The 20,061-nt window shown below is 62.4% G+C and carries 19 protein-coding genes; 9 read left to right on the forward strand and 10 right to left on the reverse strand.

The features are described from left to right. Positions 1–64 precede the first annotated feature (64 nt). The gene (locus tag BLS13_RS07285) at positions 65–2,362 is read left to right on the forward strand and encodes a TonB-dependent receptor (protein WP_093450981.1); all 2,298 of its coding nucleotides are present in this window, start codon (positions 65–67) and stop codon (positions 2,360–2,362) included. Then, positions 2,359–3,696 carry a PepSY-associated TM helix domain-containing protein gene (locus BLS13_RS07290; protein ID WP_093450983.1) on the forward strand — a complete coding sequence of 446 codons (1,338 nt, stop codon included), beginning with the start codon at positions 2,359–2,361 and terminating at the stop codon, positions 3,694–3,696. The genes BLS13_RS07285 and BLS13_RS07290 overlap by 4 nt, the downstream gene beginning before the upstream one ends. A 30-nt stretch (positions 3,697–3,726) precedes the next feature. Here the strand turns inward: BLS13_RS07290 and BLS13_RS07295 are convergent, their stop codons facing one another. Next, entirely contained in the window at positions 3,727–5,097 is a 1,371-nt protein-coding gene (locus BLS13_RS07295; RefSeq protein ID WP_093450984.1) for an MATE family efflux transporter, read from the reverse strand. Between the two features lie 139 nt (positions 5,098–5,236). Here BLS13_RS07295 and BLS13_RS07300 point away from each other — a divergent pair, with 139 nt between their 5' ends. Beyond that, positions 5,237–6,793, forward strand: a complete 1,557-nt coding sequence (locus BLS13_RS07300; RefSeq protein ID WP_371128187.1) for an alkaline phosphatase D family protein — start codon at positions 5,237–5,239, stop codon at positions 6,791–6,793. Here BLS13_RS07300 and BLS13_RS07305 read toward each other — a convergent pair. The 5 genes from BLS13_RS07305 to BLS13_RS07325 all read right to left on the reverse strand — a co-directional run bounded on the left by BLS13_RS07305 (position 6,780) and on the right by BLS13_RS07325 (position 9,751). Next, positions 6,780–6,956 carry a DUF1289 domain-containing protein gene (locus tag BLS13_RS07305; protein ID WP_093451045.1) on the reverse strand — a complete coding sequence of 59 codons (177 nt, stop codon included), beginning with the start codon at positions 6,954–6,956 and terminating at the stop codon, positions 6,780–6,782. The genes BLS13_RS07300 and BLS13_RS07305 overlap by 14 nt on opposite strands. After that, positions 6,953–7,525 carry a 2-phospho-L-lactate guanylyltransferase gene (cofC, locus tag BLS13_RS07310; protein ID WP_093450986.1) on the reverse strand — a complete coding sequence of 191 codons (573 nt, stop codon included), beginning with the start codon at positions 7,523–7,525 and terminating at the stop codon, positions 6,953–6,955. The genes BLS13_RS07305 and cofC overlap by 4 nt, the downstream gene beginning before the upstream one ends. Next, entirely contained in the window at positions 7,522–8,454 is a 933-nt protein-coding gene (gene cofD, locus BLS13_RS07315; protein WP_093450987.1) for a 2-phospho-L-lactate transferase, read from the reverse strand. The genes cofC and cofD overlap by 4 nt, the downstream gene beginning before the upstream one ends. Then, a complete protein-coding gene (gene cofE / locus BLS13_RS07320; RefSeq protein ID WP_093451047.1) occupies positions 8,451–9,206 on the reverse strand; it encodes a coenzyme F420-0:L-glutamate ligase in 756 nt (251 codons plus the stop codon). The genes cofD and cofE overlap by 4 nt, the downstream gene beginning before the upstream one ends. A 125-nt stretch (positions 9,207–9,331) precedes the next feature. After that, positions 9,332–9,751 (reverse strand): GNAT family N-acetyltransferase, encoded by a 420-nt coding sequence (locus BLS13_RS07325; protein ID WP_093450989.1) that lies wholly within the window; start codon positions 9,749–9,751, stop codon positions 9,332–9,334. Positions 9,752–9,909: 158 nt separating this feature from the next. Here BLS13_RS07325 and BLS13_RS07330 point away from each other — a divergent pair, with 158 nt between their 5' ends. Further along, a complete protein-coding gene (locus BLS13_RS07330; protein WP_256325750.1) occupies positions 9,910–10,599 on the forward strand; it encodes a methyltransferase domain-containing protein in 690 nt (229 codons plus the stop codon). A 50-nt stretch (positions 10,600–10,649) separates the two neighbouring features. Here BLS13_RS07330 and BLS13_RS07335 read toward each other — a convergent pair whose 3' ends face one another. Beyond that, on the reverse strand, positions 10,650–11,549 hold the full coding sequence (locus BLS13_RS07335) for an SDR family NAD(P)-dependent oxidoreductase (protein WP_093450990.1): 900 nt from the start codon (positions 11,547–11,549) through the stop codon (positions 10,650–10,652). 32 nt (positions 11,550–11,581) lie between these two features. Then, on the reverse strand, positions 11,582–12,337 hold the full coding sequence (locus tag BLS13_RS07340) for an SDR family NAD(P)-dependent oxidoreductase (protein ID WP_093450992.1): 756 nt from the start codon (positions 12,335–12,337) through the stop codon (positions 11,582–11,584). 240 nt (positions 12,338–12,577) lie between these two features. On the opposite strand from BLS13_RS07340, the gene BLS13_RS07345 reads away from it, so the two are divergent. Both BLS13_RS07345 and BLS13_RS07350 read left to right on the forward strand, forming a co-directional pair. Then, the gene (locus tag BLS13_RS07345) at positions 12,578–13,444 is read left to right on the forward strand and encodes a TauD/TfdA dioxygenase family protein (RefSeq protein WP_093450993.1); all 867 of its coding nucleotides are present in this window, start codon (positions 12,578–12,580) and stop codon (positions 13,442–13,444) included. 216 nt (positions 13,445–13,660) lie between these two features. After that, complete coding sequence (locus BLS13_RS07350; RefSeq protein ID WP_176943476.1) at positions 13,661–14,932, forward strand: MFS transporter; 1,272 nt, start codon at positions 13,661–13,663, stop codon at positions 14,930–14,932. 70 nt (positions 14,933–15,002) lie between these two features. On the opposite strand, the gene BLS13_RS07355 is transcribed toward BLS13_RS07350, so the two are convergent. Continuing rightward, positions 15,003–16,229 (reverse strand): cytochrome P450, encoded by a 1,227-nt coding sequence (locus tag BLS13_RS07355; protein ID WP_093450996.1) that lies wholly within the window; start codon positions 16,227–16,229, stop codon positions 15,003–15,005. 285 nt (positions 16,230–16,514) lie between these two features. Here BLS13_RS07355 and BLS13_RS07360 point away from each other — a divergent pair, with 285 nt between their 5' ends. The 3 genes from BLS13_RS07360 to BLS13_RS07370 all read left to right on the forward strand — a co-directional run bounded on the left by BLS13_RS07360 (position 16,515) and on the right by BLS13_RS07370 (position 18,831). Beyond that, complete coding sequence (locus BLS13_RS07360; protein ID WP_143011901.1) at positions 16,515–16,991, forward strand: hypothetical protein; 477 nt, start codon at positions 16,515–16,517, stop codon at positions 16,989–16,991. Between the two features lie 104 nt (positions 16,992–17,095). Continuing rightward, the gene (locus BLS13_RS07365) at positions 17,096–18,391 is read left to right on the forward strand and encodes a CaiB/BaiF CoA transferase family protein (protein ID WP_176943477.1); all 1,296 of its coding nucleotides are present in this window, start codon (positions 17,096–17,098) and stop codon (positions 18,389–18,391) included. 11 nt (positions 18,392–18,402) lie between these two features. Beyond that, positions 18,403–18,831, forward strand: a complete 429-nt coding sequence (locus BLS13_RS07370) for an SRPBCC family protein (RefSeq protein WP_093450999.1) — start codon at positions 18,403–18,405, stop codon at positions 18,829–18,831. A 303-nt stretch (positions 18,832–19,134) separates the two neighbouring features. Here BLS13_RS07370 and BLS13_RS07375 read toward each other — a convergent pair whose 3' ends face one another. After that, positions 19,135–19,887 (reverse strand): SDR family NAD(P)-dependent oxidoreductase, encoded by a 753-nt coding sequence (locus BLS13_RS07375; protein WP_093451001.1) that lies wholly within the window; start codon positions 19,885–19,887, stop codon positions 19,135–19,137. Between the last annotated feature and the right edge of the window lie 174 nt (positions 19,888–20,061).

The following is a 20,061-nucleotide window of genomic DNA, read 5'->3' on the forward strand; positions in this document are numbered from 1 at the left end:
TTCGCTGGCATGACGAGGTGATGGATCGCGAACTCCAATCGCCATCGCGACCCAAGGTATTTTCATGTCTTCCATTCTCTCCCGCCGCATCCTTGCGGCAACATTGCTCCTGCCCCTTGCCGGCCCGGCCTTTGCCGGGGAAACCGATGACGGCAATATTCTCGTCGTCGGCCAGAAGAACGCGCCGATCACCGTCGAGCCGCGCGGCCTGTCGGTCAGCCTCGGCGACGCGCAATTTGCCGGGGTCAACGCATTCAACACCGAGGATCTGATCAAATATGCGCCCGATTTCTTCGTGCGCACCCGCTTCATCGGCGACAATAATGCCGTCCCCGGCTTCCGCGGCACGCACAGCACGCAAAGCGCGCGGGCCCTCGTGATGGTCGACGGCTTTGTCGTCTCCAACTTCCTCGGCAACAGCTTCAGCTTCCCGCCCGCATGGGGAATCGTCGCCCCTTCCGAGGTCAGGCAGTTCGATATCGTCTATGGCCCTTATTCGGCACGCTATCCGGGCAATTCGATGGGCGGCATCGTCAACATCACCACCCGGCCGCCGGATCGCACCGAGGCGTTCGGCACGGTGCAGGGCTTCGTCCAGCCCTACCGCCAATATGGCACCCATGACAGCTTCGCGGGCGGATCGGCCGAGGCCGGCTTCGCGCTCAAGCAGAAAGACGGCCCATTTTCGATCCGCGTCTCCGCACGGCGGCTGCAGAATGACGGTCAGCCGATGCAATTCTACCAGCTCGTCGCGGGCGGCACAGGCGCCGCCACCGCAATCGGCGGCGGCGTTATCGACAAGGCGCTGATCACGCCAACGCCGGTTGCGGGCGACTATTCGGCCACGCGCACCCGGCAAGATCAGGCGCGCGTGCAAATCCGCTTCGATCAGCGCGATGTCCATGTCGAGGGGCTGTTCACTTATTGGTGGAACGTCGAAAAGATGCTCCATCCGGTCAGCTATCTGAGCGATACAGCCGGCAATCCCTTTTACGGATCGAGCGCGAACAATGGTCGGGTGAGCCTCAACGGAACCATCTACACGTTGAACCCGGCCAGCAACTTCAATCTCGCGATCAACAACAAGAATGAATGGCTCGGCGGCGTGAAGATCGGGGCGCCCGTCGCGGGCTTCGATATCCGGCTCAACCTCTCGACCCTGCAGTTCGATCGACAGGATGCCCGCCGGTCGAACGGCTATGCCGCCGGCATCACCGATGGCGCCGGCCAGCTGACCCAACAGGGGCCGACCGGCTGGGCCACCGCCGATCTGCTCGCCACCCGCACGATCGGCGCGCACGCGATCGCCTTCGGCATCAACGGCAATGCCTACCGCACCGATCAATCGGTATTCGGCACAAGCGACTGGCGCGCTGCCGCCAACCCGATCCGGCGCACCGAAACCTTCGGCAAGACCCGCACCGTGGGCTTTTTCGCCGAGGATGAGATTGCACTTACCGACACATTCCATGTCACCGCCGGCATTCGCGGCGACTTCTGGCGGGCTTATGCCGGCGGGCTCGGCGCGCTCGCCAGCAGCGGCGCGCAGGCGGGCCAGTTCGTTGCCCGGTCTTATGCGCCGCGGACGGACAGCGCGGTGAGCCCAAAACTCTCGGCCAAATGGGAGATCGCGCCCGACTGGGCGGCCGAACTGAGCCTCGCCACCGCCACCCGCTTCCCGACGGTCGGCGAACTGTTTCAAGGCGCACTGAACGGAGATGGCAGCTTCAACCAGAACAGCTTCGATCCCAATCTGAAGGCCGAACGCAGCCGCGACGCCAACCTGCTGGTCCGCCACAGGATCGGCCCGGTCGCGCTGACCGGCAGCGCCTTCTGGCAGCGCGTCCATGAAGCGATCTTCAGCTATGTCGGCGTCCTGCCGAACGGCGCGACCACATCGAGCTTCAAGAATATCGACCTGACCCGTCAATATGGCGTCGAACTGATCGCCGAGGCGCACAACTGGCCGGCAGAAGGGCTCGATATCGACGCCAACGCCGCCTGGCTCGATGCGATCACGGTCCGCAATCGGGCCGATCCGGCATCAGAGGGCGTCCAGTTCCCGCGCATCCCGCGCTGGCGGCTCAACGGCAACATCCGCTACGCGCTGACTTCGCGCGTCCAGACGGTGATCGGCTTCCGTTTTGCGAGCCGGCCGAACACCGATCTCGACGGCCTCCAGCGTGGCGACACCTATGGCTACACCTCCGAGCTGTTCTCGCTCGATGCGAAGGTCAACTGGCGGTTGAAGGACGGGCTGCGGCTCTCGGCCGGGGTCAACAATATCACCAACGATCGGGCATGGGTGTTCCACCCTTATCCGCAGCGCACCTTCCTGGTCGAAGCGGGGTGGACATTATGAGCGTCAAGGCACCCGGAACGCGCTGGTACAATGCCGTCTGGCGCTGGCATTTCTATGCCGGAATGCTCTGTATCCCGTTCATCCTGTGGCTGGCGATCACCGGATCGATCTATTTGTGGAAGCCGCAGATCGAGGCGCGGATCGACGAGCCCTATGCGCATCTGGGTGGTGGCGCGCCGCGCGCTACCGCCGCTGCGATCGCCCGGGCGGCGGTCGCCGCCGTGCCCGGATCGATGTTCCATCGCTATCAGCTGCCCGATAGCGAGGATCAGGCCGTTCAGGTGATTGTAGGGAAGGAACATCGCGATATCCGCGTCTATGTCGATCCCCGCACGTTGCAGATCCTCAAGACCGTCGCTGAGGACGATCGGTTCATGCGGCTGATCTTCCGCCTGCACGGCGAGCTGATGATCGGCGATCCGGGCAGCTGGATCGTCGAGACGGCTGCCTGCTGGGCGATCGTCATGATCCTGAGCGGGCTCTATCTGTGGTGGCCGCGCGGGATGAAGGGATTGAGCGGCGTGCTGTGGCCGCGCCTTCATCGCGGCGGCCGCGCCTTCTGGCGCGACATTCATGCGGTGACCGGTATCTGGATCGGCTTCCTGGGGCTGGCGTTGATCCTCACCGGCCTACCCTGGGCCAATGGCTGGGGCGGATATCTGAAGGAGGTTCGCGCGCTCACCGGCGCCACCGATGGTCCGCAGGACTGGACCACCAGCTCGCATGAGGGACATGGCGGAATGGCGATGGGCGATCATGTCGGGCGTCGCGGCATGTCGATGGACCATGCGGCGGTCGACCTCGCGCCGCTGGACAGGATCATCGCCAATGTCGCGCCGCTGGGTCTCGCCGCGCCGGTGCTGATCGTCCCGCCGATCCGTCATGACGGGCTGTGGACCGCCAAGTCCGACGCCGCCGATCGCCCGCTGCGCGCCAAACTGACGATCGATGGCGCCAGCGGCACGATCGTCAAGCGCGAGGATTTCGCCGATCGCCACTGGATCGATCGTGCGGTCGGCTATGGCGTGGCGGGGCATGAGGGGCAGCTGTTCGGGCTGGCCAACCAGTTGCTCGGCACCCTGACCGCGCTCGGGCTGGTTCTGCTCGCCGGATCGGGCGCGATCTTGTGGTGGCGGCGGCGACCGATCGGGCTGCTGGGGGCGCCGATTCCGCTGGGCCGCCCGAAATTCGGTATCGGATTGATCGCCTTCATCGTCGCGCTGGGGCTGATCTTTCCGATGTTCGGCGCAACGCTGATCGCGATACTGCTGGCGGAGCGGATTGCGTTTCGGCGAATGAAGGCGGTTTCGGCATGGCTTGGACTGCGCGCCTGAGCGGGCCCGGCCACATGCAACCTGTCGCGATCAAACCCCGGACGGCATGGCCGTCGCTTGCGGCTCGAAGTTCAGCTTGCGCCCGAGCTGGTGCCGGAGCAGCAACAGGCTTATCGCCGCCTGTAGCAGCACCGAAGCCACCGACAAGTGCCAGAAATCGTGCAGCTGCGCACCGGGCCGGTGCGCCAGCCAGATCACCGGCAGGACAAAGGTCAGCAGCCGGCTGCCGCTGCTCAACAATACGGGCCTGGTGTTCCCGAGCGCCTGAAACATCCCCGAACAGGAGAAGATCAGGCCGATCGCCAGGAAATTCCACGACGAGATGTGGAGATATTCCGCCCCGATCGCCACCACATTGGGATTGCGGGTGAACGGGTAGATCAGGATTTCCGGCTTGATCTGGCAGAGCAGGGTCAGCGTTACCATGATGGCGCTGCTGATCGTCGCGGATCGCGCGAAGGTGCCGATCACCCGATCGCCCCGCCGCGCGCCGAAATTCTGGCCGGCGATCGGCGCCGCCGCGAACGCGACCGCCATCGCCGGCAGGAAGATCGACTGCGAAATGCGCGCGCCGATGCCGAACGCCGCCTGCGCATCCGAACCGAAATCGCGAATGATCGCGAAAACGACGCCGTTGATGATGAACATCAGCACGAATTCGCCTGCGGACGGAAAGCCGATCGCGACGATCCGCCGCCAGACCGGAAATCGTGGCGCCAGGCTGGGCAGATGCAACACCAGATTTTTCTGGAAGTGATTGAATCGCAAGGCGAGAACGAAGATGCCGATCGACGTGGCGATCGAGCTCGCGAGGCCGGCACCGGCGACGCCGAGCGGATGGCCGGTGCCCCAGCCGGCGATCAGGATCGGCGCCAGCAGCGCATTCACCAGCACCGTCATCGACTGGATCATCATCGGCGGGCCCACGACGCCGGACGCGCGCAGCGCCGAGCCGATGGCACTCATCGGGAACATGCAGGCGAGCGATGGCAGGAACGCCATCAGGTAGATTTCGGCCTGCCGGGACGTCGCCGGATCCGCGCCCAGTGCCCGCACGCCGATCACGCCCAGCGTGTAGCCGATCACCAGGGTGAACAAAGCGGTGACCAGCGACAATGACAACGCCTGATCGAAGACGAGCTGTGCGTCGCCATCGTCCTTGCGCCCGATCGCCTGCGCGATCAGCGACAGCGCGCCGACCGCGATCAACTGGCTGGCCGCCATCCCGATGAAGGTCGAGACACCGGCGGTCGAAACACCGGCTACCGCCACCGGACCAAGACGCGACACGAAATAGAGATCGATCAGCAGATATAATGTCTGCACGATCAGTCCGATCCCGATGAAGGCCGCCATTCCCAACAAGTGTCGGGTGATCGATCCCTGCGTCAGATCCCGCATCCGCGTCCTCCAGGCCCCCACCAGCCAAGGCGCCGGTTCGCGCCATCAGGCTACCCTAAGGCCGGCCAGCCAGCAATGTTGTGATCGACCCGCTCCGCACCGTCATAATCCCGCCATTTCCGCGATGCACCATCGGCGCATGTCGATAATGCTCACCCGCCGCAGCCTGATCGCCGGAGCCGGCGCCGGCCTGCTCGCAGCGCCCGCGATCATCCGCGCGCAGCAGCTGTTCCGCAACTATCCGTTCCGGCTCGGCATCGCTTCGGGCGATCCCACGCATGACGGCTTCGTGCTGTGGACCCGCCTCGCCCCCGATCCGCTCGACGATACCGGCGGAATGCCGATGCAGCCGGTGGAAATCGATTGGTTCGTCTATGATGATCCGATGCGCAAGGCGATCGTCCAGCAGGGCAAGGTGCTCGCCCGGCCCGAACTCGCGCATTCGGTGCATGTCGAAGTCAGCGGTCTCCAGCCTGACCGGCCTTATTGGTATCGCTTCGTCGTCGGCCGCGACAAGACGATCATCGGCCGAACGCGGACCATGCCGCGGCCCGATACGCCGCTCGACCGGCTGCGTTTCGGCGTTGCGGGATGCCAGGCCTATGAGGATGGGCTCTACACCGCCTATCGCCATCTGGCCGGTGAGGATGTCGCCTTCGTGTGGCATTATGGCGACTATATCTACGAGGATCGCGGCGTTTCGGCCCCGATGGACCATATCGGTACGCCGATCGCGCATGTCCGCGATATTCAGGGCAGCGAATGCTATTCGCTCGGCGATTATCGCCGCCGCTATGCCCAGTATAAATGCGATCCCGACCTGCAGACCGCCCATGCCAATGCGCCATGGTTCGTCACCTTCGACGATCATGAGGTGGTCAACGACTGGACCGGACTCGACACCCCGAAGAAGACCCCGCGCGAGTTGTTCGCGCTGCGCCGCGCCGGGGCGTTCCAGGCCTATTACGAGCATATGCCGCTGCGCCCACTCTCCTTCCCGACCCGGGGCGACATGCAAATCTATCGCCGCAGCCGGTTCGGCAATCTGATGGATGCGCATTTCCTCGACACCCGGCAGTTCCGGAGCGCCCAGCCATGTGGCGGAGAATTTTCGCCGATCTGCGATGGCACCGCCGATCCCAAGGCATCTGTGATGGGCCTGCCGCAGGAGGAATGGCTGGCGAAGGGCCTGCATGCGAAAGGCGCGCACTGGAACTTCGTCGCCCAGCAGGTGATGATGATGCCGATCGACCGGCGCACAGGCGGCGAGGCGAAGCTGATCCGCAACATGGATAGCTGGGCCGGCTATGATGCGCCGCGCGAACGGATGCTCGCTAGCATGGCCGGGCTCGGCAATGTCGTGGTGATGGCCGGCGACGAGCATCAGAATTTCGCCGGCGAACTGCGTCGGAACAATGGCGCCGGCGAAGCGGTGGCGGTGGAATTCGTCTCCACCTCGATCAGCTCGGGCGGCAGCGGCAGCGATCAGCGCGACGGCGCGGACAAGATCCTGGCTGAAAATCCGTTTCTCAAATTCTCGAACGATCAGCGCGGCTATATGTTGTGCGAGGTCACGCCCGACACATGGCGGGCGCAGTTTCGCGTGATCGACAAGGTCCACGAACCGGGTGGCGTCATGTCGACGCGCAAGACAGCGATCGTCGAACGCGGCAAGCCCGCGCTCAGCCTTTCCTGATCGGCGTGCCCCGCGCCGGCAATCGCGCCAGCACGGCGCGGCGCCAGGCATCGCTTTGCGATCCCCAGCCGGCGATCTCATCAAGCGTCCGCAGGCAGCCGCGACAATAGCCGCTGGCACGATCGATCTGGCAGATCTTGTTGCAGGGCGATTCGACGGTCATGACGCCGGCCATGCAAAGCCGACCGCACGCGCCGCCGCCAGATCGTCGGGCGTGTCGATATCATGCGCGAGGCCCGGGCGGCGAACGATCGCGCCTGTAGATCCGGCCGCTGCCCGATGCCGCGCGCAACTCCCCTCGCCGAACGCGAAGGCGAACGGCGCCGCGGAGGCAAGCGCTAGCGCGTTGGTCCCATCGTCGTGACGATCGGGCGCAATCGCGACACCATCGGTGCCGGCGGCCGCGATCAGCGCTGCGATATCGTCGCTTTCGATCAGCGGCAGATCGCCATGGATGATGATCACCGGCGCTGCGATAACGGCACGGGCATCGGCCAGTTCGGCGTTCAGGCCGCGCCCTTTGTCGGCAAGCCAGCCATAAGCCGGATCGTCATGCGCGGTTTCCGACAACACGAGCACCCGCCCGACCGAGGGCGACCGCACGAGCCGGTCGAGCACCCTTACCGCCAGATGATCGCTGAGCCGCTGGCGCTCATCCTGCGACAAATGCTCGGCAAGGCGCGACTTGCGGTTCATGCCGCGCTTGATCGGAACGATAGCCGTCCAGATCATCGCCTGCCGATCGCACGGGCGAGATCGAGCGCGGCCTGCGCCACGCGCCGGCGATCCGTGATGGTGGTCATCAGCGTATCGGTCCGCGCGACGGGAATGCCATTGCCAGGAGCCGCATCGCCCTCGTCGATCACCAGCCCGTCGAGAAGGCCCGCATAATGGGCGGCGATCGCATCATTGTCGGGCGTGATACCCAGCTCGGCCATCAGCTTGGCGGTCGGCCCTTTGACCGCCTTGCCGCCGATAATCGGCGATACCGCGATCACGGGCGCCCGCGCATCTCGCAGCGCCTCCCGCATGCCCGGCACCGCCAGCACCGGATCGACGCTGAGATAGGGATTGGAAGGCGCGATCAGGATCGCTTCGGCCTCGCCAATCGCATCGAGCACGCCCGGCGCCGGAACCGCTGCCTCGCTGCCTTCGAAGCGGATCCGCGACACCGCCGGCACGCAGCGCCGCTCGACAAAGTAACGCTGGAATTCGAGCATGCCGACATCGGTATCGAGGCACGTCGCGACCGGATCGTCGCTCATCGGCAGCACGGTGAGGCCGATGCCCCAGGCCTTCGCGAAGTCGGCGGTAATCGCGCTTAGCCGATCGCCCTGCGCCAGCCGGTGCGATCGCAGCACATGGAGCGCCATGTCGCCATCGCCGAGCAGGAACCAGTCCTCGCCGCCCAGCGAGCGCAGCGCATCGAGGAATGCCCAGCTTTCGCCTTCGCGGCCCCAGCCCTGCGCCTTGTTGGCCTTGTCCGACAGCGTGTAGAGCAAGGTATCGATATCGGGCGAGATGTGCAGGCCGAGATGGCGGAAATCGTCGCCGGTATTGACGATCGCGGTGATGTCCGCCGGCGCCATCACCCCGGCCAGGCCGAGCACGAGCTTGGCCCCGCCAACACCGCCGGTCAGCACCACCACTTTGGCCGTCATCGAAACAGATCCTCGTCGAGGTTGCGCACCAGCGCAGAGGCTGGGGAGGCAGGCCCCGCCAGCGGATAGCCGCGCACCAGCACCGCAGGGATGCTCTCCGCCCCCTCGCCCGCCGCCAGCCCGGCCGCCGTCGCGATCATGTCGCCCAATGCGATCTGGGTGACCTCGAGCCGCCGCCCATCGCGATCGAGATCGCCGCGCCGATCGATCAGCGACGGCAACCCGCTCGCCCCGATCGCCACGCTGACGACACCGTAGCGCCACGGCCGCCCGAAACTGTCCGAAATCAGCACGGCCGGCCCCTGCCCTTCGGAACCTGCCAGCGCTGCCGCGATCCGCGCGGCCGATGCATCGGGGTCGATCGGCAACAACAGCACGCGCTCTTCATTGCCGGGGCCGATATTGGACCGGTCGATCCCGGCATTGGCCATTACCAGACCGAGCTTGTGCCGCGTTATCAAAACATTGGGCACAGCACGCAACACCGCGCTCGATTCCGCGAGCACCAACTCGACCAGCCGTGGATCCTTGCGGGTGATCGCGGCCACCCGCTCCGCTTCCGCACCCGGCGTTACCTCGGCGAGACTGACGAAGCGCCCCTCGGACTTGGAGACGATCTTCTGCGTGACCACCAATATGTCGCCGGTGCGATGGACGATGCCCTGCGCATCCATCGCGGCAGCAAGCAAGGCCGACAGATCGGTGCCTGGCAGCACCTCGCAGATGCCGCCAAGCGGTACGATCTCAATCATCGCTTGCCCCATGCTCAATCTTCCGCATCATGGGCGCGTCCCTGTGCTGCGGAGGGGGCGTGCGTCAACCTTTTAAGTGGCGGCGAATTCCAGCAATCGGCTCGTTAACAAGCGCTATCGCAACCTTAAAGACGTTTGCTAAGAAAGAAGCGCCGACTGCCGACCGGATGGTCTTCGAGCGTACCGAACACGCTGAATCCAAGCTTTTCGTAAAAGCCGCGTGCCTGAAAGGCGAACGTATCGAGCCAGATCCCGCAGCAGCCTCGCGCACGCGCGACGCGCTCCGCCTCCCGCATGAGGGCCGTGCCGAGATCCTGGCCGCGCGACGCTTCGGGAACCGCCAGGAATTCGACGAACAGCCAATCATAAGCGGTCTTCCCCCAGAGCCCGCCGACCGTCTCTCCGTCATCATTGGTAAGCAGGATGGCAACCGGCTCCACGCGGGGCGGACCCGCACGGCTTTCATTATAAGCGCGCAGCGGTGCCAGCACAGCCTCGCGATCTTCGGCGGAAGGGTTTTCGGGGATCGAGATAGTGAGCGCCATACTCCATCCGTAGCCAGCCTGAGCGCGGACGCAATCGTTTCGGCAATTGGCCGAGCCATACCGCGCATTCGCTCGCATGACATGAACGTGGATATGTCCTAGCCATCACCCATAGCCGGCGCGCGCCCACCAATGCGCCTGACGGGAAAGGATATGGCATGCTCGCGGTTCGGAACCGGACGGAAGAGCAGATGGACGCCGCGGATATAGATCCGGCAACCTATTCGCTCGTGCTAAGCGATCTCGCCCGCGTCAATCGCTGGACCTTCACCGCACACCCAACAATCCGTTACCTTGAAAGGGCGGCCGCGGGTTTGAAGCACTTCCGGTTGCTCGATGTCGGCTTCGGCGCGGGCGACATGCTGCGCGCCATTGCGCGATGGTCCCGAAAGCGCGGGATCGACGCCGAACTGATCGGCGTCGATCTCAATCCCCGCAGCGCAGAAATCGCCCGCGCCGCGACGCCGGCCAACCTCGATATAAATTATCGAACGGGGGACTATCGCGCGCTGGCGCAGGGTCAGGACTTTATCGTCAGCAGCCAGGTCGCCCATCACATGACCGACGATCAGCTAAGGGATTTCCTCCGCCACATGGAAGAGGAAGCGAAGCGCGGCTGGTTGATATCCGACCTGCATCGCCATGGCTTCGCTTATGCCGGCTTCCCGCTGCTCGCCCGCCTGATGGGCGTTCATCGCATCGTCCGGGAAGATGGCAGGCTCTCAATCGCACGATCATTCCGTCCGCACGAGTGGCTGCAAATCGTCGCGGACGCCGGAGTGCCGCCGGACAGCGTCTCGATCGTCCGCCGCTTTCCGTTCAGGCTGAGCGTCGAGCGTCTCCGCTAATCTACCGCGGCCGTCAGGGGCGGCCGGAGCCCCCCCCTTGAGCCAGACGCTTAAGAAGCGCCCACGCCCACATGCACCGCCGCGCTCATGTCCATGATCGTATCAAGATTTCCGGCGATGTCTTCGATCGTCAGATTGTCGCTGCTGATGCCGGCATTCTGCATGAAGGCAACACGCATCACCTGCCCGCCACCGCTGACGAGCATCTTGCCATTCAGCGGGCAGGACTCATGCGCCAGATAGACCGCCGCCGGCGAACAGAGTTCGGGCGGGAACATCTGGCTGACGCGCACGAAGTTTTCCGCGGGCCGTTGATTGACGTGCGACAGCACCTCCGGCGAAGACATTCGGCTCGAGACGCGTGGCGCGATACCGTTGGCGCTGATGCCATATTTCGGCCCCTCGGCCGCAAGCGCCAGCGTCAGGCCGATGACGCCGCCTTTGGCGCCGCCATACGCCGTCTGCATGTTGAGCATGCCCATCGCGCCTTCGGACAAGGTATTCACGATCCGCCCGCCGCCATTCTTGACGAAATAGCCCCAAGCCGCCTGCGAGACGAACACGGTTCCCAGATAATGCACGTCGAGCATGCGCCGAAAATCGCCGGCCACATGGTCTTCGAACAGCTCCGGTGCCGCGATTCCGGCATTGTTGATGACGGCGTCAAGCCGACCGAAACTATCGAGCGCCGCCTCGACCATGGCGGCGGCACCCTTCTCCTCGCTGACCGATTCGTAGCTTGCAACAGCTTCGCCGCCAGCCGCCTTTATCTCATTGACCACTTCGTCGGCAGGACCGTTCGAATGGCCAGATCCATCCATCGCCACGCCGGGATCGGCCACGACGACCTTTGCACCACGCGAAGCCAGCAACAGCGCATGCGTGCGCCCAGCTCCCCGGCCCGCACCGGTGACAAGCACCACTTTCCCATCAAACCGCAATTCCGTCATTGATCTCTCTCCGATATATTTGGTTGCAACATTCAGCGGGCCATGAACCCGCCATCGACGATGATCGACTGGCCGGTGATGAAGGAGGCGTCTTCCGAAGCGAGAAACGCCGCGACCTTGCCGATTTCGTGCGCCTCGCCCCAGCGGTTCATCGGCACCTGGAGCCTTTGTGTGATCAGCCGATCACCACCATCCTTGGCCTCATACAACGGCCGGGTGAGTTCGGTTTTTATGTAGCCCGGGCAGATCGCGTTCACCCGGATGTTCTTTTTGCCGTTGGCAATGGCCAATGTCTTCGTAATTCCGATGACGCCATGCTTGGCGGCAGGATAGCCCGTTCCCTCAGGCACCTTGGCCATCGAACCCGTGACGCCAGACAAGGAGGCGATGTTGATGATCGAGCCACCACCATTCTTTTCCATTTCCGGGAGCGCATGACGGCAGCCATAATAAGGCGCCTTCAAATACATATCGATCTGGTGATGCCAACCGGCCTCGTCGGCTTCGGTCGGACCTCCGGCGCTGTTCACCAAAATATCAAGCTTGCCATATTCGCGCACCGTCGCGTCCACGGCCGCCTTCACCGCGGACTCGTCCATCGCATTGGTGTTGACAAACATGCCGGCTCCGCCGGCTGCACGGATACCCGCCAGCGTATCTTCCGCCCCGCGCTCGTTGATGTCCGCAATCACCACTTTTGCGCCTTCAGCGGCGCAAGCTTCGGCGCACGCCCGCCCCAAGCCCGATGATCCACCGACCACCAGAGCAACCTTGTCCCGCAGCTTCATCGCGCTCTCCCTAGAAAATATCCCTCAGACTTGCTTGATCATGTCCGTCACCACAACCTTCGCTTGACATACCAGTCATTGCAAGCGCTATAATAGCAGCTGCTATGATGCTTTTCGCGGTCGAGAGTGGACGTGCAGGAAGTTCTGCAGTCGTTTGCCTTCAGCGTCGGCGTTTCGCGTTCGAAGGCTGCGTAATCATCGGCTGCATTGCGCAAAGTTTATAATAGAGAGGATCATGCCATGGCTGAACTGGAAGTCCGCGATCTTACCCCTTTGTTCGGCGCCGAAATCATCGGTTTCGAACCCAAATTGCCGCTCGATGATGCAACGCTCCAAAAATTGCGCACGCTGTTCAACGAAAAGGGCATGCTCGTCTTTCGCAACCTCGAAACGGACAAAGATTTTCAAACCTATCTTTCGTACGCATTGATCGAAAAAGAGCCACCGGCGGTCGACCCGACGGTGAATCCGAAGCGCGAATCGGTCGTGTCCAACAAGGTCGAGAACGCCATCGCGCCGGTCGGGCGTCTGTTGTTCCACTCGGATATGATGTGGAGCAAGGATATCCTTGAGCTCCTTTCGCTCTACGGCCTTGAGGTCGAGCAGCCGGCAACCCCCACCATGTTTGTCAGTGCCACACATGCCTGGAAGACGTTGCCGGCCGATCTGCGCGCGCGCGTCGAAGGCCGCTTTGCGGAGCATGTCCACGATCTCAGCTATGAACGGTCGGGCGGCGATGCCGACGTGCTGACCGCAAAGTTTCAGGACGATGATTCGGTCAAGCTGCCTATCGCCTATCGTCACCCGCGCACCGGGGAAACCTTGCTGTATATCTGCCAGCAGATGACGAGCGGCATCGCGGATCTTCCCAAGGCCGAAAGCGATGAATTGCTGGAGGCGCTGTTCGACCACCTCTACAATTCACAGCCGGTGTTCGAGCATCATTGGCGGAAGGGTGATCTGGTGGTTTGGGACAATCTGGCGCTTCAGCATGCCCGCCCGAACGTCGTGGCGGTGGGGCCGGCCCGTACCTTGCGCAAGACCTTCGCGCCGATGCCCGAATCCTTCAAGACCAGGACACCGCAATTCGCGCAAGCCGGTGCCTGAGTAACCCGGCCGGCGGCGACCGACATGGTCAGGGGCTTCGTTCATCGGCGAAGCCCTTACGCCGGTCGTAAACCGCGAGCCGCTTCCAGCGAGAAGCTCGACCGTCGGCAACACATTAAGCCTGCGGGCAGGGCAACTTCTCCCTAGCTATAGCCTTATCCCGTTCCCAAGGTAGAAGGGCGGCCTATGAGCAGCCTAGAACGAAAAGGATGGGAGATGACGCCGTACTTCAATGAGCTGCGCCGCGGATGGCGCCCGCTGGCGGCGGTTGTCATCGGTCTTTCGACCGGGCTAATGATTATCAGCTACGTCATCGGCATCATGGGCCCCTATCTGATCGGGGAATTCGGCTGGTCGAAATCGGAACTCGCCCTAGTCGGATCGCTCGCCCTCGGTGCCGTATTGGTCTTCCCGTTCGTCGGGCGGCTTACCGACGTCCTCGGCGTGCGCAAGACCGCCGCGGTCGGGGTCGTCGCGTGTCCGCTCCTCTTCCTGGGGCTAACGACCGTTGCCGACATTCGCACATATGCGATCCTATATGCCTTGCAGACCGCGGTGCTCGCGACGACGACGCCACCCGTCTATTGCCGGCTCATCATGCAGCATTTCAAGCGCGCGCGCGGATTGGCGCTTGGTATCGCAGCCTCCGGCCCGGCAGTAACCGTGGCGATCGGTGGGCCATTGCTCAACAATTTCGTCGCCGATCACGGCTGGCGAGCCGGCTACCTGGCCATGGCCATCTTCACCGGCGTCATGGGTGTCGTATCGCTTTTGCTCATTCCAAAGGAACGTGAGGAACTCGTAGCGAAAGCGAAGCCCAGCGCCGCAAAAAAGGATTATGGCACGATTTTTCGGACGCCGGCGTTCTGGATCATCTTCGTTGCGATCCTGCTGTGCAACCTCCCGCAAACCGTGATGATGTCCCAGCTCAACCTGGTGCTCGCCGAAAATGGGGCATCGGGCAAAGCCGCTTCGCTCATGATTTCTGCTTACGCGTCCGGCACGCTCCTCGGTCGGCTCGTGAGTGGTGTCGCACTCGATCGTTTCCCCGCTCCGCTGGTCGCGACGGTCGGAATGGCGCTGTCGGGCCTTGGCTTGCTCCTCATCGCCTCGGGCCTGGACTCCCGGCCATTATTGTTCATTTCCGTGCTTGTATTCGGCCTCTCGGTTGGCGCCGAAGGCGACGTGATGGCCTATCTCGTGGTCCGCAACTTCGGCATACGTGTCTATAGCACTGTCCACGGCATGCTCGCGGCAACCGTCGCGATCGCAGCGGTGGTGGGCGCCGTTGTCGTCAGCATAATGCTGAAGATCTATCTGGTCTTTGCACCGTTCCTGTTTCTCAGCGGCGTACTTGCGCTGATCGGCGGGGCCATGTTCCTGCTGCTCCCGCGCAACCCGAAAGTTGATGACAGCTTCGCAGAAGATGAAACCGACCCAGCCGGCACCCCCGTTCCGCGTGTCGCTCCGCTGACCGCGCAAAGCTGAGCGTCACGCCAACACTCGAATCCACTCCACAGGGACCGCCTCTGCCGGTCCCTGTGGAACGTTTTAATTCCTACTTGCGGTCGCAGGCTACGACCGCACCGCGCAATTCATAGCCCTGAGTCTGCACACTCAACACGAGTTCGGGCTTTTTTGCCATCCGGATGCCCGGGACCCGAAGCAACCTGTCGAGAAACACGCGCGATTCGTGCAGCGCGACCTGCGACCCCGGACAGCGATGCGGTCCATCGCCAAAGCTCATCCACGCACCCGCCATCTTCATGCGCTTCGCTCGGTCCGGATCGAGCTTGTACGGGCATTCTCCAACGACGCTGGCGTCGGTGTTGACGTCGCGTATGTTGATCGCGAACACTTCGCCTTTCGTTACGGGCTTGCCGCTTACCGACGACGGTATATCGATCGTCGACTGGCGATAGACATAATTGGCGACCGGATCGAGCCTCAGGATCTCCTCGAGAATCGCGAATTGATCGGCCTCGTCGCCATTCAGGAAACGCGCCATCAGCTCCGGTCTTTCAAAAAGCTGCCAGGCCGCCATTACGATGAACTCACGCGTGGTGGAAACGCCCGCCCCGGCATAGGTCATACATTCAATGATCATGGCCTTCATGGAGTAATCCTCCTTGACCATGTAGGACATGACATCGTCCTTCGGCTCTTTTCGGCGCGCCTCGGCAGCGGGAACGATATGGTTCTTGTAGAGATCCATCGTCCGCTTCATCATCAGGCCCTTATAATACCAGCCAAGTAGAGCCTTGTGCACGAACTGATAAAGCGGCGACTTTCCGATAGCAGGATTGCTGTTCATCAGCTGCCGGATGACCTGCGTCAGCTTATGGTTGTCGCTGTTCGTCAGGCCGACAACCTCCATCGCAACGTTGGAAGCCATCTGGAGACTCATCTCATCGAGCACGCCCGAACCTTCGCGCTGCAATTTGGCGATCAATTCGTCCATCGTCCGGTCCATCAACGGCCGATATCGCGTTACGACGGCTTTTGGCGTGAAATAGCTGGCGACCGATGCCCGGCGCTTGCGATGCCGTTCGCCATCCAGAAAGAAGAATGAGACGTGCTCAGGATTTTCCAGGTCCCGCTCGGTGACACCCCCGCGTCCCTGATTCACACCGGGCGTCTTCAAAATCTCCCGCGCAAAGGCAAAATTATGCGCAACCCTTGAGACTTTGAAGGGCTGGAGATTCTTGGCTATGAACCCCGCGGTCTTGCGATCGTCCTGATCGGCTTCGCCGCCCTTGCTCGCCGCCTTCACTTCTGCGCCCATGTTATTACCCTCTCCATACGATCATCGTCGAGACCGATCCGAACGTAAGTGAGATTGTAACAGCTATCAACTATAGGCGATACCATCGCAAGGCGTCTCGGCAACGAATGCAGCGAGCTCACGGCGTGGGCCGAGCCCGGTTCCCGCAGGATCCCGCTGTTTCACGACAAGCCACGCTACATAGCCTCTACTATTGCATCGCCGCGACAACGCAGGTTAGGGTGTCTGGCAACCCCGACGTTCGGAAGACATGGACGCGGATTCAACGATCGAGAGGATGGCAGGGTGAGGCAGGCTGAGGCACGAACATTGAGAGAAGAAGCCGTCGCCCACGCGCATCTCGCGGAACGGGCAGCCGATCTCAGCTGGAAGCACATCTTCTCCGAATTTACCCAGGATCCGGTCCAGATCGCGGCCACCCTCGCGACCGATGCCCCCATCGCATGGACCCTGGCACGCGAATCCGATGCTGATGGCGGTGCATATCGCTTCCTCGCCGGCGTGACCGTGGATGAGGTCCGCATCGGCTTATCCCAGGGCGTCCCCCTGCTCAGGGTTGCCGCGACCGGAGAGATGCGAAAGGGCGAAAACGTCGTGATGCTCCCGGTCGGAACTGATGGGATTCTCGGCGAACTGCAGGTCGGCACGGTCGGGCGGTTGGCCGATGGTCGCGCGCCGGCCGCCGACGATCGGAGATATGGGTACGAACCGGCGCCGGCACCGATCCCGTCGATGTCCGCTGATCACCGTCACCTGCAATAGCCACAGAACCGGGCGTCGGCACTTGCGCCCGCACATGCGTTAAGCATCCATTTCCGCCCTATCGTATGTGCCTGGGCGCCAGATGTTCGAGAGGTACTGCCTGCGTGAGCGCGCCCGAAACAGGCCATTTGAGTGACGCCGATCCCGTGCGCTTCCTCGACGACGTTCGCGTCCTGGAGATTGCGAGCCTTTCGCCAACGCAATTGGGGATGCATCTGGCCGATCTCGGCGCTGACATCATCAAGATCGAGCCGCCGGTGCGCGGTGATACCACGCGCCTCGTGGGAACCCGGCCCGGGTTCAACGATTCGGCTCTGCATCGCCGCTGGAACCGCGGCAAGCGGAGCATTGCCGTCGATATGCACACGCCGGAGGGGATCGATCTCATCCGCCGGTTAATTCCCACGGTCGACATCGTGATCGAAGGATTGCGGCCGGGAACGCTTGCGAAAATGGGGCTGACCTGGTCGGCGCTGACCGAATTGAAGCCGAACCTGGTGATGGTTGCACTGTCCGGCTATGGCCAGACTGGGCCGTACCGCAACATGCCGAGCCATGGCATAGGCTTCGATGCCATCGCCGGGCTCGCCGGCATTGAAGAAGACGAGAGCGGAAGGCCCCGCATGCCTTCACGCCATGTCTATTTCGGTGCACTGGTCGCCCCGCTGTTCGGCGCGACATCGGCGCTCGCCGCCTTATCGTGGTGCCGCCGCACCGGGCGCCCTGCATTTCTGGACATTGCGCAGTCCGATGCGGCGGCATTCGCCAACTATGCCGTCGAAGAGCAGGTCGCCGAGCTGCGGTCTGCCGAGGCCGGCGTCGTGGTGCCACCACCAACGCCCCCGGGCGATTGCACGCCTCCCGTGCCCCGATCGACGATGCAGGCCTATCGCACCCGCGATGGCAGGGCCTTGATGCTGATGACGCTCGAACGCAAATTTTTCGTGCGGCTTGCCGAGGCGACCGGCCGGCCCGACCTGCTCGCCCATGTGCCCGAGAATGAATATATGGTGCGTGGCTCGACGGCAATCGACGAAGTACTGACCGAGACGATCGCCTCCAGGGATCTCAATGACTGGATGCGCATTTTCGCCGATGCCGACGTTCCGGTCGTGCCCGTCAACGAATGCGCGGCAGTTGCCGATGATCCGCAGATGCACGCCCGGATTGAGTGGCTCGAGTCCGATCAGGCCACCGTCACCATGAAAATGCCGGTCAGAAGCGATCCGCCCATGGCATCGCCGCGGCGGGCGCCCTCGATTGGCCAGGACACCGCAGATATTCTCGCGAACATCGACGTCAATCCGGAGGAGATCGCACGGCTTACGAAAGAAGGCGTCGTTCGCGTTTTTCGTCCGGTCGATATCGACACCCGAACTTACAACCCCAGTAACGAGTGAGAGGAGAATATATGCCAGCCATCAAGAAACACGCGCAGGCGACCATCAACCGGTCAGCCGACGATATCTGGGCCCGGATCGGCAATTTTGCCGATATCAGTTGGATACCCGGAACAGAGCCGCAAAACTGCACAATGAACGGCAATTTGCGTTCAGTGACCAAGGATGCATGGAGTTTCAACCTCGTGCAGCGCCTGACCGAACATGACGACAAGCGCCACACATATAGCTATGATCTTCCCGAGCCGATCAGCTTTGAATCGATCGCCGGCCCCGGCAAGATCGTCCACGTCCTCAACGGCACACTTACCGTTACGCCAACCGGCGAATCCCAGTCTCACGTGACATGGGATCTCGAGGCCGAAGATTTCATCGCTGGCGGCGCTTTCGTCGAATATCAGCTCGCCCTCGACACAGTCAAAGCCGAACTGGAAGGGTAACGGCCAGATAGCGCCAACGGGTCAACATAGAGTCTCGAGCGCACATTTAGCTTAAGCCCTCTCCCGCTTGCGGGAGAGGGTTGGGCGAGGGTCGTTTTTTCTGCCTCACCTCTTTGTTCACCAAAAGCAAAGAAAAAGATAGAAAAAGACCCTCATCCATACCTTCTCCCGCAAGCGGGAGAAGGCTTAAGAAGGCCTTACGTTAGCGCCTGTGGCGCCTTGGCCGGGATGACAACATATTTTCTGCTCGACGCAATGAAGCCGATCCCGGCTCGGCCGGGATCCTTTCGCCCTCTTTCAACGTCAAACCTGCGCCATGCCGCCATCGACCTGCAGGTCGATGCCCGTAATGAAGCTGGATTCGCTTGACGCCAGGAAGAACACGGCCGCCGCAAGTTCCTCCGGCAGCCCCATGCGCTTCATCGGCGTCGCGCTGATAGCCGCCTGACGCGCCATTTCGGCCCTCTCTACGGTGCCGAACTGGCTCTCGAAGATCGGCGTGTCGGTAGGCCCCGGGCTCACGGCGTTCATGCGGATGCCTCTGGCGCTGAGATCCGGTACCCAGGCGCGGATCAGGGCGCGGGCGCCTGCCTTGCTGGCGGAATAGATTCCGAGCGATTGAACACCCTTCGAAATACCAACGATCGATGCATTGATCACGATCGAGCCCCCGCGGGTCATCAGCGGGAGAGCCTTCTGCACCGTGAAGACCACGCCCTTCAGATTGATGCCCATGACCCTGTCATAATGCTCTTCGGTGATCGAATCGAGCATCGTATGTTCGGCGATGCCGGCATTGGCGAACAGGATGTCGACGACTCCCTTCTCGGCTTTCACGATGTCGTACAGCCGGTCGAGATCGGCGAGATTCCGCACATCTCCCTGAACAGTGGTCACGTTCCTGCCGATTTCGGCCTTTGCCTTGTCCAGCTCCGCCTGTCTGCGGCCTGTAATGAAGACATAAGCGCCCTCATCTACAAAACGCTTGGCCGTAGCCAGGCCAATCCCGGTCGTGCCGCCGGTGATTACGGCCACTTTTCCTTCCAGTTTCGACACTATCAACTCTCCAGATTACCAAAGGAACGGTTACGGTTGTTATGCGCCACCCGACATGTGCGATACATCGGCTCAGATGTTCACAACTCGCCCAATACTTCCTGTGTATGCTCGCCGACGAGCGGCGCGCGCTTGATCGTCGTTGGGATGAAGTCGCCGGTGAATGGCAGTCCC

Source organism: Sphingomonas sp. YR710, from assembly GCF_900101455.1.
Lineage (GTDB): Bacteria > Pseudomonadota > Alphaproteobacteria > Sphingomonadales > Sphingomonadaceae > Rhizorhabdus.